Annotated in this window: 9 protein-coding genes and 3 pseudogenes; 5 read left to right on the top strand and 7 right to left on the bottom strand. The window is 69.5% G+C overall.

Going from position 1 to position 17,500, the window contains the following annotated elements; all coding sequences use genetic code 11:
* Positions 1-18: 18 nt before the first annotated feature.
* Entirely contained in the window at positions 19-288 is a 270-nt protein-coding gene (locus ABZO29_RS00060) for a hypothetical protein (protein ID WP_367318078.1), read from the bottom strand.
* Positions 289-519: 231 nt separating this feature from the next.
* On the opposite strand from ABZO29_RS00060, the gene ABZO29_RS00055 reads away from it, so the two are divergent.
* The gene (locus tag ABZO29_RS00055) at positions 520-2,457 is read left to right on the top strand and encodes a HEAT repeat domain-containing protein (protein WP_367318077.1); all 1,938 of its coding nucleotides are present in this window, start codon (positions 520-522) and stop codon (positions 2,455-2,457) included.
* Positions 2,458-3,030: 573 nt separating this feature from the next.
* On the opposite strand, the pseudogene ABZO29_RS00050 reads toward ABZO29_RS00055, so the two are convergent.
* A pseudogene (locus ABZO29_RS00050) lies at positions 3,031-3,243 on the bottom strand (transposase); the annotation flags it as partial.
* A 352-nt stretch (positions 3,244-3,595) separates the two neighbouring features.
* Here ABZO29_RS00050 and ABZO29_RS00045 point away from each other — a divergent pair.
* From ABZO29_RS00045 to ABZO29_RS00030, 4 genes and pseudogenes are all read left to right on the top strand, one after another.
* Complete coding sequence (locus ABZO29_RS00045; protein WP_367318076.1) at positions 3,596-6,997, top strand: SpoIIE family protein phosphatase; 3,402 nt, start codon at positions 3,596-3,598, stop codon at positions 6,995-6,997.
* Positions 6,998-7,546: 549 nt separating this feature from the next.
* On the top strand, positions 7,547-8,644 hold the full coding sequence (locus ABZO29_RS00040) for a tyrosine-type recombinase/integrase (RefSeq protein WP_367318075.1): 1,098 nt from the start codon (positions 7,547-7,549) through the stop codon (positions 8,642-8,644).
* 641 nt (positions 8,645-9,285) lie between these two features.
* Positions 9,286-10,611: pseudogene (locus ABZO29_RS00035) on the top strand (site-specific integrase); the annotation flags it as partial.
* 544 nt (positions 10,612-11,155) lie between these two features.
* Complete coding sequence (locus ABZO29_RS00030; RefSeq protein WP_367326008.1) at positions 11,156-11,725, top strand: DUF6262 family protein; 570 nt, start codon at positions 11,156-11,158, stop codon at positions 11,723-11,725.
* Here the strand turns inward: ABZO29_RS00030 and ABZO29_RS00025 are convergent.
* From ABZO29_RS00025 to ABZO29_RS00005, 5 genes and pseudogenes are all read right to left on the bottom strand, one after another.
* Positions 11,719-12,275, bottom strand: a pseudogene (locus tag ABZO29_RS00025) (transposase). The gene ABZO29_RS00030 and the pseudogene ABZO29_RS00025 overlap by 7 nt on opposite strands.
* Before the next feature lie 53 nt (positions 12,276-12,328).
* Entirely contained in the window at positions 12,329-12,811 is a 483-nt protein-coding gene (locus ABZO29_RS00020; protein WP_367318074.1) for a winged helix-turn-helix domain-containing protein, read from the bottom strand.
* 331 nt (positions 12,812-13,142) lie between these two features.
* Positions 13,143-14,204 carry a hypothetical protein gene (locus ABZO29_RS00015; protein ID WP_367318073.1) on the bottom strand — a complete coding sequence of 354 codons (1,062 nt, stop codon included), beginning with the start codon at positions 14,202-14,204 and terminating at the stop codon, positions 13,143-13,145.
* A 366-nt stretch (positions 14,205-14,570) separates the two neighbouring features.
* Positions 14,571-15,638, bottom strand: a complete 1,068-nt coding sequence (locus ABZO29_RS00010; protein ID WP_367318072.1) for a helicase associated domain-containing protein — start codon at positions 15,636-15,638, stop codon at positions 14,571-14,573.
* Entirely contained in the window at positions 15,572-17,116 is a 1,545-nt protein-coding gene (locus tag ABZO29_RS00005; protein WP_367318071.1) for a DEAD/DEAH box helicase family protein, read from the bottom strand. The genes ABZO29_RS00010 and ABZO29_RS00005 overlap by 67 nt, the downstream gene beginning before the upstream one ends.
* Positions 17,117-17,500: the final 384 nt, after the last annotated feature.

The raw sequence follows: 17,500 nt of genomic DNA, 5'->3' as shown, positions 1-17,500 counted from the left end.
CTGTATGCCGGACGGCTCTTACCGGAACAGTCTGAGGACGCCCTCTACCCCTGCACCTGCGCAGAGAGCGACGATCCAGCCCAGAAACTGCAGGGACAGTTGGAGGTACAGGTGCTGGCTGGCCCGGACGATCAGTCCGTTACGGCCCAGGCTGATCCCGGAGTTCCTGAGCGAGAGCAGCCCGGCATTGAACGGCTGTCCCAGCCCTACTATGTCCCCCGTGGTCTGGCTATGTTCAGCCGCCTGCACCTGGGACGGTTCCCGGTCTTCCGTATCGATTTCACTCACTGCGGCTCCTGCCATTTCGTCCCCGACTTCCCTCCGAAGCCGGGCGATGCGAGTCGACAATGAGCCGTCAGGACGTGGTCCCCAACTGCTCACGGGACGGGCCGGGACCAACGGGGACAGCCAACGCGACGCGGCAGGTCAACGCCACACGGACACGGCGTCCGCGACTGTCCCAGGGACGTGGTGGGGAATTCCGGGCCGAGAGGCCCCGACGCAGAGACGGGGGCAGGGTTGCAGACCACGCTCAACCAGGAAGGTTCCGAGAACGATCCGCGGCAGACGTACGCGAACTTCCTGAAGCGCCAGGGCCGTGAGGCCGGCCTGGGCGCACGGGAGATCTCCGAACGCTTCGCCCTCGTAGCCAGAGAGCAGGAAAGGAAAGCAGCGCAGGCCGGCAACGGCAGCGCACCGGAGCACCCGATCAACGCCATGGCCTACTCCAAGTCGCACATCGACCGGGTGCTGAAGGGGAAAGCCCTGCCCAGTCCGCTGTGGTCGTTCACCCTGCAGTTCCTGAAGATCACCAGCCCAGTCGCCGGCCACACACAGGAAAACCACCGCGAGCTTTGTCAGCAAGCCCGTGAATTGATCAAGGCCGTCCAGGACAGCCCCACGACCCATCTCGAACGCGCCGCGCCTCAGCGAGAAGACATAGCCTCAGGGGAGAACCACCCCGAAGGGACGATCGCCGTCCTGCGTCTCGAAATAGATCTTGAGCGCGCCCGCCACAACGAAACGCGCCTGCGCTATGCCCTGAGAGACACTCAGTTCCTCATGGCGACCCTGTGGCGCATCATCAGTGCTCTGCGGGATCTCATCTCGGGCCATCACACCCTTGAGGCCCGCGTCCACCACAGCAACGGCGACCCGGCGGAACTCGCCCGGCTGCGCGATGAAACTCAGCAAGCCCTCGCTCACAACCGCAGCGCCCACGAGGAAGCCGACCGCGCCGCCGCGCGTCTGCGCAACCTTGAAGTGCTGTGGGAGCAAGCCCGTACCGAGGTCCACCGCCTCTCCATGCACCCGGAGGCAGCAGACCTCGCACTCCCCAGTAATGACGCGCTGAGGTCGACGGAGCCTGTCGTGCCGCAAGACCTCCTGGCCCAGCCCGCCCTCGACGACATCGCCGCGGCGCTGAGCAAGGCAAAAGACCTCAATACTCAGGAGGAGCTCGCAGGCCGCGATCTGCAGCACACCGTCATAGGCGCCGGTTCGATCAACCCCGATGACGAGTTCGCGGTTTTGTTGGCCGCCACACGACTCACGGACAGTAGACACCGTCGAATGGCCCTCGAAAGTCTCCTTCACGGCTGGCCCGACCATGCCGACACCCGTGTTGTCCTGCTCCACCTCACCCGCGACGCCGACAACCTCATCCGAAAACTCGCCGTCGAAGGGTTGGCGAAGCGGTGGGCCGGGGAAGATGGCGCTCGCGACGCTCTGGTTCGTCTTGTCCACGAGGCCCCCGACGTCCCCAAGTACGGGGTCTACCTAGACCACGAGAGCGTCCGGGCAGTTGCCGCGCGCGGGTTGGCGGAAGGGTGGCCGAATGATCCGCATGTGCGCGCGATTCTCCTTCACCTCACCCGCGACCTCGATGACGGCGTAAGAAAGACGTGCGCAGCTGGCCTTGCAATCGCATGGCCGGGCGATGCTGAGGTCCGCGACGCCTTGGTCCGCGTCGTCACCGAGGACGAGGACGAGCAGGTCCGGGCCGATGCCGCACGTGGGTTGGCGAAGGGATGGCCGGGCGATGCTGAGGTCCGCGCGCTCCTTCTTGGCCTCGCCCAAAACGCTGCTGCGGGTCTGCGGATGTCTGCCGTATGCGTGATGGCGACGGAGTGGTCCGGTGATGCCGATATCGCCGATGCTCTGGTCCGCCTCAGCTTCGACCAGGACGACGGCGTCCGGGGATCTACTGAAAGCGGCCTGGCGGCGGTGTGGCGTCAGGCCGCCGCCGTCCGTGAGGCAATCTTTCGCCTCACCCGCGACAGCGATCACCGCACCCGGATTCTTGCCGCACAGAAGCTGGCAGCCGTGGCGTCGTATGAGCCTGACACCCGCGAGGCTCTGGCCCGCCTGAAAGACGATGCCGACGAGCGGGTGAGGCTCATCGCCTTGAGGATGCTGATCGGGTGGCCGGATGACCCCGCTGAACGTAACACCTGACCGCCGTGCGGCTGTGGTCTGCGTAGTCCAACGCGACGGGGATGTGGGGATCAACGCCGCGCAGACGCTCGTGCGCGGGTAGCCGGATGACCCCGATGTACGTGAAGCTAAGCTATCCTCCGCCTCACCCGCGACGTTGATGAGGACGTCCAACTGGCAGCCCAACGGCTGCTGGAAACTGCTAAAACCCCTTGGGTGTAGGATCCACGACTTCGTATGCACTGGTTCCTGCGGAAACGCCGGAATCTGGGCTGGATACGCACCGGTTGGGTGGCTTGGCCGTGCGCATTCTTCTCCAAGTGGTGTGTGCTGTGGTCGCGGTGCGTTGTCGCCGGGGCGGCGCGGTTGCAGTGGCCCGGCCCACCGGCGAATTGGGTGTTTCTGGGTCGACGTGGCCGAAGACCGCGCCGTCGGAGGTCTTTGGTCCCACGGGGTCGGGTCACTGCGGGTTGAGGTGGCTTCAGCAGTGGGCGGCTGGGGCTGAACGGCGAACCCCGTGGCATGATCGGTGCGTTTGCGGGCCCGGTCGAGGAGCTGGCCGGCGTATCCGCCGTCGTCCCGCACCAGGGTGATCCTGCGGTGCGGTGGGCGGAGCCGGGTGAGCAGCGGTATCCCGGCGTCGCGCTCCCGCACGCTCGCGGCGGTGACCAGCACCACCAGTGGCCGGCCCGGGCAGCCCACGGCCACGTGCCCTGTGCGGCCCGCCACATCCTTCCCGCCGTCCCGACCTTGTCCGTCGGTGCCGATGGTGTCGGCCGCCCGTAGGGCCTGCGAGTCGACGATCACCGCCGTCGGCGTGCGGCTCCAGACGTACACTGCTGGACAAATGGCCTCTTAATTGTTTTAACCTTGCAATTCGGGCAGACGTGTGGCCGGAACCGTCGGATCCGGCGTCCGATGTGTCCGGGAGGTCCGCAGCGAGTGGCCGTCGGCAGCCTTGTCAGGGCGCGGGCGGATCACATAGGCGCCAGGAGGAAGACTTCTCGATGACCCGGCCCGATGACCCGCGCACCGCGGCGGCCCGGGTGTTCGCCGAGGGCGGCGCGTTCGGTGAGCTTCTGGCCGGGATCGACTGGGCGGCGACGCCGCTCGGGCCCCCGTCTCCTGGCCGGGGCCCCTGGTGGACACTCTGCGCCTCATGCTCACCTCTGAGCATGAGATGGCTCTGTACTGGGGGGCTGAATTCGCCACGCTGTACAACCTGGGCTCCACACCCATTGTCGGCGCCAAACACCCCTGGGCGCTCGGCAGGCCCTATAAGGAAGTGTTCCCCGAGGTCTGGGCCCACCCCGTGAGCTCCCACTTCCACTATGTGACCCGCACCCGCAAGCCCCTGCTGGTCCCGGATGAGATGCTCATCATGGAGCGCCACGGCTTTTTGGAGCAGTGCTACTTCGACTCCGCCTTCCAGCCCGTGCTGCTGGACGACGGCACCGCTGGCGGCGTGCTGCAGATCCTCACCGAGACCACCGGTCGGGTACTGGGCGAGCGCCGACTGCGCCTACTGAGCGAGACCGGCACGCGCACGGCCGGGCTGCCCACCCCGGGCGAGGTCGCTCGCGTGGTCGCCGAGGTGGCGGGCTCCTACCCCGAGGAGATCCCGTTCCTGGGCCTGTACCTTGCCTCCGAGCCGGGAATGCAGCGCCCGGCGGCCTCCGCCGGGCTGTGGTCGGCGCCCGAGACCGTCTCGCTGAGTGCGGCCGACGGGTCGCAGGTGGCGGCCCAGCTGGCGCAGGTGGTCGCCGACGGTGCCCCGGCCACGCTGCCGGCCGCCGCGTTCACCGGCGGCAGCACGGCCGGGCAGCACGCCGCGGCCACCCGGCTCCCGGTCGAGCAGGCGCTGGCCCTGCCACTGCACTGCGCGGGCGAGGTGGAGGGCGTCCTGGTGGTGGGCGTCAACCCCTGTTTCCCACCGGCCGGGGCCTACCACGACTTCCTGGAGGTGCTCGCCTCCGCCGTGGCCGGGGCGCTGTCGGCCGCGCTCGCACACGAAGAGCAGCGCCGGCGGGCGGAGGCGCTGTCCGAGCTGGACCGGGCCAAGACCACCTTCTTCGCCAACGTCAGCCACGAGTTCCGCACCCCGCTCACCCTGCTCCTGGGCCCGCTCCAGCAGGCCCTGGCCGACGAGGACCGGCCCGAGCGGCGCGAGCAGCTGGAGTTGGCCGAGCGCGGCGCCCTGCGCCTGCTGAAGCAGGTCAACACCCTCCTGGACGTCGCCAGGGCCGAGGCCGGGCAGACGCGCCCGGCCCTCGAGCCGCTCGACCTCGCCGGTGCCACGGCCGAGCTGGCCGGGGTGTTCCGCTCCGCCTTCGAGGCGGCCGGGCTGACGCTGGAGGTGGACTGCCCGCCGCTGCCCAAGCCGGTGCCCCTGGACCGGGAGATGTGGGAGAAGATCATCCTCAACCTGCTCAGCAACGCCCTGAAGTTCACCTTCACCGGCGGCGCCCGGGTGCAGGTGGCCGCGGCCGGCGACCGGGCCCGGCTGACCGTGACCGACACCGGCACCGGCATCCCCGCGGACGAGCTGCCGCGCCTGTTCGAGCGCTTCCACCGGATCCGCGGCGCCCGCTCCCGCTCCCACGAGGGCAGCGGCCTCGGCCTGGTGCTGGTGAAGGACCTGGTGGAAGCGCACGGCGGCACGGTCGGCGTGGACAGCCGGCTCGGCCAGGGCACCACCGTCACCGTGGACCTCCCCTTCGCCGCCGCCCACCGGCCCCGCCCGGCCCCGACCGCGGCCGGCGCCGGATCCCCCAGCCAGATCCCCAGGGAAGGCGGAGGCGGCCGGCCCGGCCGCGCCGCGGCCTATGTGGACGAGGCGCTGGGCTGGCTGGCGGCCGACCCCGTCCCCGCCGCGGCCACCTCCGCGGCACGCACCCCGCCCGCCCCCGCGCCCCACGCCCCCGGCCCCCACGAAACCGACCGCCCCCACCGGGCCCGCCTGCTGGTCGTCGACGACAACGCCGACATGCGCGCCTACCTCACCCAGCTCCTGCAGCCCGACTACGACGTGCTGCTCGCCGTCGACGGCCGGGCCGCCCTGGAGACGGCCCTGGCCCAGCCGGTGGAGCTGGTGCTCAGCGACGTGATGATGCCCCGCATGGACGGCTTCGAGCTGGTCCGGGCGCTGCGCGCCGACCCGCGCACCGCCCGCCTGCCCATCGTCTTGCTCACCGCCCGCGCCGGCGAGGAGGAATCCGTGCAGGGCCGGCACGCCGGCGCCGACGACTACCTGGCCAAACCCTTCTCCGCGCGCCAGCTGCTGGCGCGCGTCCGCACCGGGTTGGAACTGTCCCGGCTGCGCGAACAGGTCCTGACCGAGACCCGCAACCAGCTGGCCGTGCTGGCCTCCCTGGCCGACGCGGGCCTGCGGCTGTCCGCCACCCTCGACCCGGACCAGATACTGCAGACTGCCGGCCAGATCCTGCTGCCCGACTTCGCCGACCAGATCAGCATCCACCTCACCCCTGCGGCACCCGCCCCGGCGCAGTCGCCCCCGGCATACATCGCCGGCACCCCCCTTCTTGCCCACGAGGCCCTGGCCACCGCCGCCACCCACGCGATCAACGGCACAGCCCCAGCCCCAGCCGGCCCACACCCGGCGCCCGCCGCCGTACTGGTTCTGCCGCTGCACGCCCACGACCAGACGCTGGGGGCCCTGGTACTGGTCCGGCACACCGGCGGGTACTCCGCGGTCGAACACAAGTATCTGGAGAACCTCGCCCACCGCCTGGCCCTGGCCTACGACAACGCCACCCGCTACCACAACGAGCGCCGCCTCGCCTTGACCCTGCAGCGCGCCCTGCTGCCCCACCGCCTGCCCCAGATGCCCGGCGTGCGCCTGGCCACCCACTACCGGGCCAGCAACCGCGGCGCCGAGGTCGGCGGCGACTGGTACGACGCGCTCGCCCTGCCCGACGGCGCCGTGGGACTGGCCATCGGCGACGTCATGGGCCACGACGTGGAAGCCGCCACCGTGATGGGCCAACTCCGCTCCGCCCTGCACAGCCTCGCGCTGGAGGGCGCCGGCCCGGCCCAGGTGCTGACCAGGCTGGACGCCTACCTGCAGTCGCTCGCCACCGAACGCTTCGCCACCTGCCTCTACGCGGTCTACGACCCCCACCGCCACCGCCTGCGCTACGCCGCCAGCGGGCACCTGCCGCCCCTGCTGATAGCCGCCGACACCGCCTACCTGGAGCTGCCCCCGGCGCTGCCGCTGGGTCTGGGCAGCACCCCAATCGACCGCGAGGTGGCGTTCCCGCCCGGCACCAGCCTGCTGCTGTACACCGACGGCCTGATGGAGAACCGGGCGCTGTCCCTGGACGACCGCCTGGCGGCTCTGCGCCAGACCTGCGGCGCGCTGCCCGCCACCGCCCGCACCGACCCCCAGCAGATCACCGAACGGGCCCTGGAACTACTGAACACCCCCGACCGAGTCGACGACGACGCCGCCCTGCTCGCCGCCACCGCCGAACCATCGTGTCGAACCGGCGACCCGCAGACTGACGGAAGTGCCATACAACCGACCGCTACTGCTTCGTAGTCATTGCTAAGGAAGCAGCAGATTTGCTAATTCACTGCTAACGAACTGTCTTCATTGCACGAATCCGCGGAACCTACATTGGTGTAGGGCCCGCGACTTCGCTGGCAGCGTGTCCTGCGGAAACGCCGAAATCCGCGGTCGGTTAGCAGCGGTGCTGACGGTCGATCACGAGCACCGCTGCACCGGCGGAGCCCGAACTCGCCATCGTCCGACTGCCGAACGTGCAGGTCACGAGATCGACTGCTCACCGAGCCGCGGATTTGCTCGGACAGTGCTCATGATCCGCCGACAGTGCTCACGAAGTCGCGGATCCTACATGGACATTGCTGGACCCGTGCCGTTGAGGAGCTCGTTGATGAGCTGCTCGGTCTCTATCTTTATCTAGGGGTGGGTTGGGTGTGAGGCATGTTTGGTACGGCTGCCACCTGGCTGTGTAGTGGTTTTGGGTGAACTGCTCCGGCGTGTGGGGGAGTTGGTTACGTTCGGCATGTGGAGACCGCCTACAGGGCAGAACGTGCTATTTCGCCTATATCCGGCACTGTGCGTTGGGTGGTGGTGGAGTCCGAGAGCTATGCCCTGCACCTGGAAGCGACCGGCTATCTCGCCTCGCTGCGTGCGAGGGGCTGTTCGCCGAACACCGAGCGCGTCTACGCAGGACGCCTGGCCCTTTACCTGAACTACTGCGGTGCGAGGCGTCTTGCGTGGAGTGCGCCCGGTTTTCTGGGCCTGTGCGGTTTGCAGCAGTGGCTCATCGAGGCGCCACTGCCTGCCCGCAACGGGCGCCTGGTGCCTGAGGGGGTCCGCTGCCGGTCGCGGGGAACGGCGAACGCGGTGCTGACGGTGGTGTCAGAGTTCCTGCGATTCGGCGCCCTGCACGGCTGGGTGTCGTCGGGGACGACCGATCTGCTGGCCCAGCCCAAGCTGCTGCGGTTCATCCCGCCCGGCTTCGACGTGGGGGAGCGGGGCGAGCGCCGGCAGATCCAGGCGGCCGCGTTCCGCTTCAAAACCGTCCAGGCCGGCTACGAGGACCTCAGCTCCGCCCAGATCCGCCACATGATCGCGTCCGTGCCGCGGGCGAGGGACCGTTTCCTGATCGCGTTGCTGGCGTGCACCGGGCTGCGGATCGGTGAGGCGCTCGGCCTGCACCGCGAAGACCTGCACCTGCTCGCCTCCTCACGGCCGGTGGGCTGCGGAGTCGACGGCCCGCACCTCCACGTCCGCCGCCGCACCGACAATCCCAACCGGGCCCTGGCCAAGTCCCGCTTCCCGCGCAGCGTGCCCGTCACCGCCGACCTGGTCGCCCTCTACACCGACTACCAGTACGAACGTGACCGGCTGCCAGGGGCGGCGTCCGAGCCGATGGTGTTCGTGAACCTGTTCCGCACGGCGCGGGGCAGGCCGATGTCGTATCCGAACACCAAGGAGATGTTCGACCGGCTGGCCGGCCGGGTCGGCCATGCCTGCCGCCCGCACATGCTGCGGCACGCGGCGGCCACGCGCTGGCTGCGTGACGGCGTGGACCGCGACGTGGTGCAGCGTCTGCTCGGCCACGTCTCCCCGCTGTCGATGCAGGCCTACCGCACCGTCGGCGACGCCGAGTTGCGCGCCGCGGTCGAGCATGTCGCCTCCTTGCGGGAGCGGCCGTGACCACCCCGGCCGCCGTGCCGGCCGATCCGGCCGCAACGCCGCGGGACGCTACGACGACGGCTGCCGCGGCCTCCAGCGATGAAGCCTGGGTGAAGTGGCTTCGCGAGCACACCGACCCCGAGTGGCGGCCGACGGAGTGGCGGGCGCAGGTGTGGCTGTTCACCGGAAGCCCCCACGAGCCACGTACCTCTGTCTCCGGGTGCCGGACGGTCGCCTGCCCAGAGCTGGTGTCGCCGGCCAACGGCTACTGCTCGCTGTGCAAGACGGCGCAGCTGCGCTCGCCGCTGCCCGAGGAGGAGTTCGCCCGCACTTTCACGCCGGTGCGGAAGATCGCGCGGGCGGGCGCGCCCCGGCCGGCCTGCCTGGTCACGCGTGACGGTCGGCGCTGCGCGCGGCCCAGCCACTGCAAGGGGCTGTGCAGCAGCCACTACGTCCAGTTCAAGAAGTATGCCGAGAAGCACGGCCCGGCCGGATGGCACGCGCAGGCGACGCCGTTCGCCCGGACGGCTGTGTGCCTGGTGCCCACGTGCGAGCTGCCCACCCTCTACACCCACGGCCTGTGCCCGCATCACTCCCGCAAGTTCAGGACACACCGGCGCACCCAGCCGGACGCATCGATCACCGAATGGGCGGCACGTCAGATGCCCTACCTCGCCGCCCACCAGTTCAGCCTCGCCGGCCTGCCCCAGCCGCTGCGCCAGGAGATCCTCTACGGACTGCAACAGGCCGACCCCTGGCTGCGCATCTTCGAGCCCTGCCAGGCACGCCGCCTCGTACGGGACCTGGCCGGCACCCTCACCCTGACCGGGAACGGCACCGACAGCACGATCTGCCCGCACTCGAGCGTCGCGGTCCTGCGGCTGCTCAACCGCGTACGCACCGCAGTGAAGACCGGCTACGCCCAGCACCGCGGCACCGCACCGGCCGCGCACGAGATCCTGGACCTGAGAGCGCTGGGCCAACGTGCCCGCACACCCGCCGGCATCCGCTACCCCAAGACCGTCGACCTGCGCACCATCAGCCAACGGTGGCTGCGCGAAATACTGCACACCTGGACCACCCAGCAGCGCCCCGACGCAGACGCGTTCGCCCGCACCCTGCGCGGCGTCGAGCTGGCCTCCCGGGCCCTGGCCCACCGCCCGGGAACCGCCGACCCCTCCGCCCTGCGCTACGACGACGTCACCGCCGTCGTCGAGGCCTTCCGCACCGCCCCCAAGCTCGACGGCCAGCCCGCCGGCTGGAGCTATCGCGTCTCCATAGCCAGCCACTTCTTCGCACTCATCGACTACGGCCGCCGCTGCGGCACCGCCCCCACCCTTGCCGCCGCCTTCGTCCGCGACCCCCTCACCCACCGCATCGCCGTGGAGGAACCCAACGAGGACGAGATCGGCACGGCCATCCCCGAGCCCGTGATCCGCCAACTCGACGCCCACCTCGACCTCCTCGGCCAAGGCCGCCTGGTCCGCGGCCGACGCACGCTCGCCACCCCAGACCTGCAGCTGATGTACCGCACCCTGTACATCCTGCTCAGAGACACCGGCCGGCGCCCCAACGAGATCGTTTCCCTGCCTCGCGACTGCCTGGAGACCCGCAGCGACCAGATCTCCCTCGTGTGGAACAACCACAAAGCCCGCCGCATGCGCAGACGCCTGCCCATCACCACCGACACCGCCAACGCCATCCGCACCTGGCAGGCCCGCCGGACCGGGCTCGAGTCCACCCTGCCGCCCACCGGCGCAGACCACCTCTTCCCCGCCCTGACCCCCCTGGCCACCCGCCGCCACCTGCACACCAGCTACCTGAGCCAAACCCTGCGCCTGTGGGTCGACAGCATCCCCCACCTCTACGGCGAAGGAACCACCCCCGACGGCCGGCCGCTGGACTTCGACCGCTCCCTCATCTACGCCTACGCCTTCCGCCACTCCTACGCCCAGCGCCACGCCGACGCCGGCACGCCCCTCGACGTCCTGTGCGAACTAATGGACCACAAATCCGTGCACACCACCCAGCGCTACTACACCGTCTCCCTGCAGCGAAAACGCGACGCCGTCACCAAACTCGCCGCCCACGTCGTCGACAACCACGGCCATCCCCGCCCCTGCTCCGACACCACCTACGAACTGCGCTCGGTCGCCGTCCCCTACGGCGGCTGCACCGAACCCAGCAACGTCAAGGCCGGCGGCACCTCCTGCCCCATCCGCTTCCAGTGCGCCGGCTGCGGCTTCTACCGGCCCGACCCCTCCTACCTCCCCGCCATCGAGCAGCACATCAACGAACTGCGCGCCGACCGCGAAAGCGCCACCGCCATGGACGCCGCCGACTTCGTCCTCACCGCCCTCACCGCCCAGATCACCGCCTTCGAACAGGTCGCCAACCGCATGCGCCGCCGCCTGGCCGCGCTCCCTGCCGCCGAACGCGCCGAGATCGAACAGGCCAGCACCCTCCTGCGCAGAGCCCGCGCAGGAACACCCACACCCTGCTGCCCCTCACCCCCGCCACCAGCCGTCAGCCATGAACCCCCGAGGCAACCCCCACACCCTCGCCGCCGCGCGCCGCCGCGACAGCCTCGACAAACGCCAGCGCACCCTCACCGCACTCGCCACCCTCGAACAACAAGGCAACAAGATCACCTTCACGGCCGTGGCCCGCGCCGCCGGCGTCTCCACCTGGCTCACCTACACCCCCGGCATCCGCGAACACATCGAAAACGCCCAACACCGCCAACGCCAGACCACTGCCGCCTCACCCACCACGACCCCGCCCACCCCTCCCGCAGCCCTGCGCGCGGAACTAGCCCTGGCCCGCGAGGAGATCCGCGCCCTGCGCCAGGACAAACAGCGCCTGACCGGCATCATCCAGCAGCAACTCGGCCACCAACTCGACACGCTCGACACCCGGCACCTCGGCGACCGCGTGGACGAACTCACCCAGGAAAACCAGCAGCTCGCAGACAAGCTCCGGCACGCCACCGACGACAACCACACCCTGCACGCCCACGTCGCAGAGCTGGAAGCCGACCTGGCCGCAGCACGCACAAGCCTGCGCAGAATGATCCGAGCAGAGAACACCGCGCCCTACTGATTTCCTCGGATTGTTGTCGGGTGGTGGGTGAGGCTGAGTCCGGTGCCGGCAAGGCAGCCGTCGATGAGGTCGTGCCGTAACTGGATATGGCGAAGTCCGCGGCGGAGGGTGCGTTCGAGGTGGTCGTCGTCGGTGAATGCGGTGTTGGCCAGCGGGCCGCGCCGTAACAGCGACCAGACGCCTTCCGCCGGATTCAAGTCCGGTGCATAAGAGGAAGTTGGACGATGGTGAGCCAGTCGTGTTCGTCCGCGTACTGGCGCATGCCGGCGGCGAGATGGGTATTGAGATTGTCCCAGACGAGCACGATCGGGGCCTTGAGCTGGAGGTGCGCGCGCACCGCCAGGTCGCGGTAGTCGCGCCAGGAGAAGCTGTCGCGCCCTTTGCCCTTGTGCTTGCGGTGGCGGCGCGGCCGGTAGATCAGCCGGGAGGTTTCTCCTTGCTTGTAGCAGCACATGGCGGCGATCGACCAGCGGCGCCAGGAGCGGCCGCGCACCCGGACCACCGGCGTGTGCCCACGTCGGCCCCAGGTGCGGGCCCGCGGCGGTGTCATGGAAAACCCCGCCTCGTCCTCGAAGACGATGTAGGCCCCCAGCGCCGCCGCGGTCATTCCACCTGCGGCCACACGTCCTTCTTCCACAGCTCGACCGCATGCTCGTCGCGTTCCAGCGCGCGGCGGGCCGGGCACTGCCAGGACCAGCCGTGCCGGTGCAGCAGCCGCCAGACGGCTGCCGAGGAGCAGTCGATGCCGAACTTCCAGGCGATCAGCGCTCTGACCCGTGCCAGGGTCCACCGCTGGTCCTCCCAGCCGTGCTCGGCCGGCCCGAGGGCCAACTCCTCCTCCAGCACGGCGAACTGTAAGTCGGACACCTTGGGAAGTTTGGCCGGTCCCGTGGAGGCGAGGGCGTCCATCCCGCCCTCCTGCCAGGCACGACGCCAGCGCTCCACCGACCGCTCACTCACCCGCAGATCCCTCGCGATCACCGCGGTTCTCTCACTGCGTGCGAACCGCTCACCGGCCTGGTACCGGATCCGCTCACGAAACTTCCGCCGCTCGGCGGTCAGCCCACCGCCCTGCGCGTACCGCATACCACCGGCCTACCGCAGGGATCAGCATCCGACAACAGTCCGAAGAGATCAGTAACCCTTGAGACCACGCAGAACCGCCGTGATCGCACGGCAGCCATCAGCGGCCGGAGCGTTCTACGCCGAGTGCTGCCAGGACGTCTTCGGTGGTGTACTGCGCGGCCTCTTCGCGTTCCAGCCGCGCAGCCATGGTTCTGCTCACGAAAATCGACAGCAGATGTTCAGCAATTTCGACAGCACCCCGGCGTGCTTCTTGTTCGATAGAGGCCAGGCCCGAGCGCCGACTCTGGCAGCGGCAGCAGCTGACGCCGAGCGGTGGCGCCGGGCGACCGGGTCAGGACGTCCAGCAGGTGTAGGTGAACCAGGTCTGGACCTCGTCGGCGGACAGCACACGAGTCAGCTCGGCCGTCCCCGGGAGCATCGGGAAGAACCGGTCGGCGTTCCAACTGCGTGGGTACATCGGCTCGTCCAGCACGAGTAGGCGGCGTCCCTCCACAACGGGGATGTCGTCGGGCAGCCCCTCGTTCCAGATCCGCTCCCCATCCGGGGCGACGAGTTCGAAGGCCCCGGTCGCGACGGCCCCGGTGCGCCCCTGGGCGGGCTCGGGGTCCGTGGCCAGGCGGACGCTCTCCGCCGACGGTGCGGTGCCAGGCACGTGGCCGCCGCCGACGAGCACGTGGGCGAGCAGCGTGTGCAACTGGAAGTTGTCCCCGATGCCGCCGATACGCACTTCGAACCCGGTCCCGGTGGGCCGGTGCAACACCACCAGGGGCTCGTCGTCCAGGATCGCCAGCGCGTAGGCCAGGCACTTGAGGTCATGCCGCTCCAGGGCCGCCAGGTCGCGGCAGGCGGGGAGGAGCGCGGATGCGTGCCGACGGCGTACCTCGGTGCTGCGGCACAGCACGGCCAGCGCGGGAGGCTGCCACTGCTCGACCGAGCACCAGGCCAGCGCCAGCCGCAACGCCTCGTGCGCCTCGCCACCCAGTCGGGCCATCAGCGCGTCGTCGATGATCTTCTCATCGGCCTCTGGCAGTTCGTCCCCGGCACCGCCGGCGGCGGCCCAGCGGCGGGCGAACTCCAGGGCATCGAGCAGGTCCCGGTGGGTGCCGTCGAGGACCGGCTCCGCACAGGCCGCCGGATCGGCACCGCGTTCCACGCAGAAGCCGGCCATCGTCGCCAGCATCGGGCGCGGACCGGTGGGCGGAAAGGCAGGGAGTAGCGCGGCCAACCGGGGTCCCACCGGCACGCATTCGGTGCCCGTCGCCGACTGCAGACCACTCACCGCCGCGTTGAACGCACGCTCGGTGCGGCCACCGTCGCGAGCGGCCACTGCCTGCTCCAACTCTGACATGACGGCGGCCAGGTCCGCGGCCTTCTGCTTCCTTCTGAAGATCACCGGCACACCTTAGGCCCGAGGCCTGACAGGTGTCATCAGGCCACCGTCGTTCGAAGATTCCGGACCGCTCCGTGCTGTCGAAACTGGTGAACATTTGCTGTCGGTTCTCGTGAACAGAGCCACAGCCATGTCCGCGATGGTCGGCCTCCCGACCTCCCTGGCGACCAATGCCAGTAGGTACGCCTGCAGGGACGTGCCAGCGCTGGGCAGCGCCGGCCTTGAGGATACGGACCTGCTCCTCGGGCCCGTCCCGGACGCAGAGAGCAGCCATGTCCGCATTCTGCAAAAGCGAGACGGACCACGGTTGGCCTGCGGCTGGTCGCGGGCGGCAACCTCCGCGCCTGGGCGAGGATGCATTCGCCACACTCACCAGCGCATGCCCAACGCGTTCAGGTCGGCGCGGCGTTCCGGACTGAGCTTGGCGGCCCTGCGCCGGGTGTTGTCGATCCAGGCTCCGAGCTTCACGACCGTCTCCTGGCCGTCCTCGCCGTCTCCGCCCGGTCGGATCGTTTCGACGTGCTTGCGGGGCACCCGAAGATGGCCTTCACGCGTATGGAACTGGCGGGCCGCGGTGAGGTGGGTGACCCACCGCTCGTCCTGGCTGCGCCGGCCCGGCACCGCGGTTTCGCCCGCACCCGCGGGCTCGACACCGACGGTCTCCAGCAGGAACCGCTGCGCTGACGCCAACTGCTCCCATCCGCCCCGCTGCGCACTGATCCAGGCGCCGAGGTCTTCGCCCTGGACAATGAGTTCACCCACCGCAGCCGGGAGGGTGCCGCTGGCGCGGACGTGGGCGAGGGTGAGCCGATAACAGCGCTGCCAGGCCACGTCCCATCCCTCCGGGGCCCACCCGGGATCGATAGCGTCCAACGCTTCCATACGCTCCTGCGACAGCTCCCCGGCGTACGAGAGGCCCGTTTCCCCGGCATCGCGTCGTGCGGCGTTCTCACGGGTCTTACGGGCCGCTGCGCGCTGGTTCTTCGCCCATACCCCGATCGGGAACCCGTCTCCGCCCCAGACCGCGGTGGCCGGCGGCAGGAAATGCCCGTGCACGGCCGCGTACGCGCGGGCCACGGCGAGCCCGGTCTCCCAGGCGGAGGCTTGCACCGACCACACCATGCCCAACGCCTCGAGCTCGGCGACACGGCTGGCCTCGAGGGTGCCGGCGGCGTAGTAGCGGCGCTGATCAGCGATGAACACCCCCAGAGGATAGGAGCCGACCGCTCCCCAGCCTTCAGGGGTGACGTACACGTACGGCACCCGCAGCTCGGTGTGGCCGGTCTCGCGCAGCCACCGCGAAGCGGCTTCGATCCCGCGCCGCCAGTAGGCGCCTTCGGGGTCGATGACCCGCAGACGCACGAACTGGGTCAGCGCGGCCGGGTCGCGTTCCTCGCTGAACCGCAGCACGCCCGCGGCCGCCGTACCCACCCGCATGCCGGCGTCCTGGCCGGCGTCCTCGAAATCCTCCGCCCCGTCCCACAACTCGCCGCTCTCCTCGGCCTGTTCACCCTCCTGGGCACCCCGGGCCGGCCGCTGCGCACCCGCGGGTCGGCGAGGGCTTCGATGGTCTCGGTGTCGTGGGCCCGGAGAGCTCCGAGGATCTTCGCGAGGGTGCCGTACGCGTCCGAGGTGAGCAATTCGTTTGGATCTTCATCCGGCCCGAGGAACACGGGAACGATCAGCGTGGCAATTTTCCCGGCCCCTGGCTCCATACGCAGAGCACGCCCGACCATTTGCACGATATCGACCATCGACCCGCGTGCGTCCGCGAAAAGCACCGCATCACACTCAGCCGTATCCACCCCTTCCCCCAAAACCCGCACGGAGGACAACACCCGCAATTTCGCGGGCACATCCCGCCCTTCGAACCCCGTTCCTCCGAGGAAGTCGGAGGCGAACTCCTCCAGCACCTGACGGCGCCGGGCGGGCGGGTGTTCACCGTAGAGCCAGTCCGCCCACACCTGCTCCGCGGGCGGGAAAGTGTCGGGGGCGTCAGCGGCGAGCCGACCCGCGACAGCCGGCATCGCGGCCGCCATCGCCTCCGCCTCAACCACCCGACTGTGGAACGACAGCACACGCCGAACCCGCTCCTCGACTGCAGCACGCATCAAACCCGCCTGCACGGCCGCCAACCGGGCTCCCCGCACCACGTCGGAGCCGGCCGCGATCGTCTCCGTGTTGGCCAGTGCGGCGTGGAGCTCGGGGTCGCGGATGTCGAGGCACAGCACCTGATACGGCGCCACCAACCCCAGCCGAATCGCCTCCGACAACTTCAACTTGTAGGCCACCGGCCCGAAGACGGGGGAGTCCTCGTCCATGGAGGCCACCAGCCGCGGACGATCCCCCTCGGCCTCCCACACCCGCGCCGTCGCCGTCATATACAACCGCCGTACCGCCGGCACCTGCGCCTGGTCGTGCACCGCCGCCCACGGCCTGCCCGCATCCCCACTGGTGCGGTGCGCCTCGTCCACCACCATCAAGTCCCACACCGGCAGCCCCGCCGCATGCGCCCGCTGCACAGTGCCCATGCCGACCGAGGCGTACGTCGCGAACACCGTCACCGTCTCCGGCCCGGCCGTCCACGCCACCAGCTCATCCGGATCCGTCGTACACGGCACTCCCTGGCTATCGGCACCCCGCAGCGAGCACACCCCGACCATCGCCCCGTGCCGGCCGCCCTGACGCCACGCGGCGGCCATCTGCAGCAGCAGATCCAACGTCGGCACCAACACCAGTACCCTGCGCGCGGACAGACGGTTCGTCACCTCCACACCGATCAGAGTCTTCCCGGACCCGGTGGCGGCGATGACCTGAGCCCTCAGGCCCTCAGGAGGAATTCCCTTCCCCGGCTGCTCCGAAAGACTCCGAAGCACCGAATCCACCGCCTCAACCTGATGCGGACGAAGACTCATATGCGCCATTCCACACCCATTTTCCCGCACCAATTACGGCACGCCATGATGAGATTTCAGTACCCGGCGATGAGTGGGGGAGCCATGCAGCCATTATACCAGAATCTATCTGGCTACTAGAGTGACGCATATGAGCCGCCAAAATGGTCGAAAGTGTTCGATCCTGAGGTTCCTGCATTCACATGCTGACGGATCGTCAAACGGATAGGCACGCCAGAGCTCCCAGGACCGCACCCAGGGGTCTCTGCACCACCTGACGCCCTGCCATCACCCCTGTAGCTGCTGCTTTTTAGCGGAACCGGCGCGCGGAGCGCACCGGTTCCGCCCGAAACCGGCGGAGCCGGATCCCCGCAGAGGATCGCGGAGCGATCCGGTGGCCGGAAC

It is taken from the genome of Streptomyces sp. HUAS ZL42 (genome assembly GCF_040782645.1).
Classification (GTDB): domain Bacteria; phylum Actinomycetota; class Actinomycetes; order Streptomycetales; family Streptomycetaceae; genus Streptomyces.
This window is presented reverse-complemented; position numbering and strand designations above follow the sequence as displayed.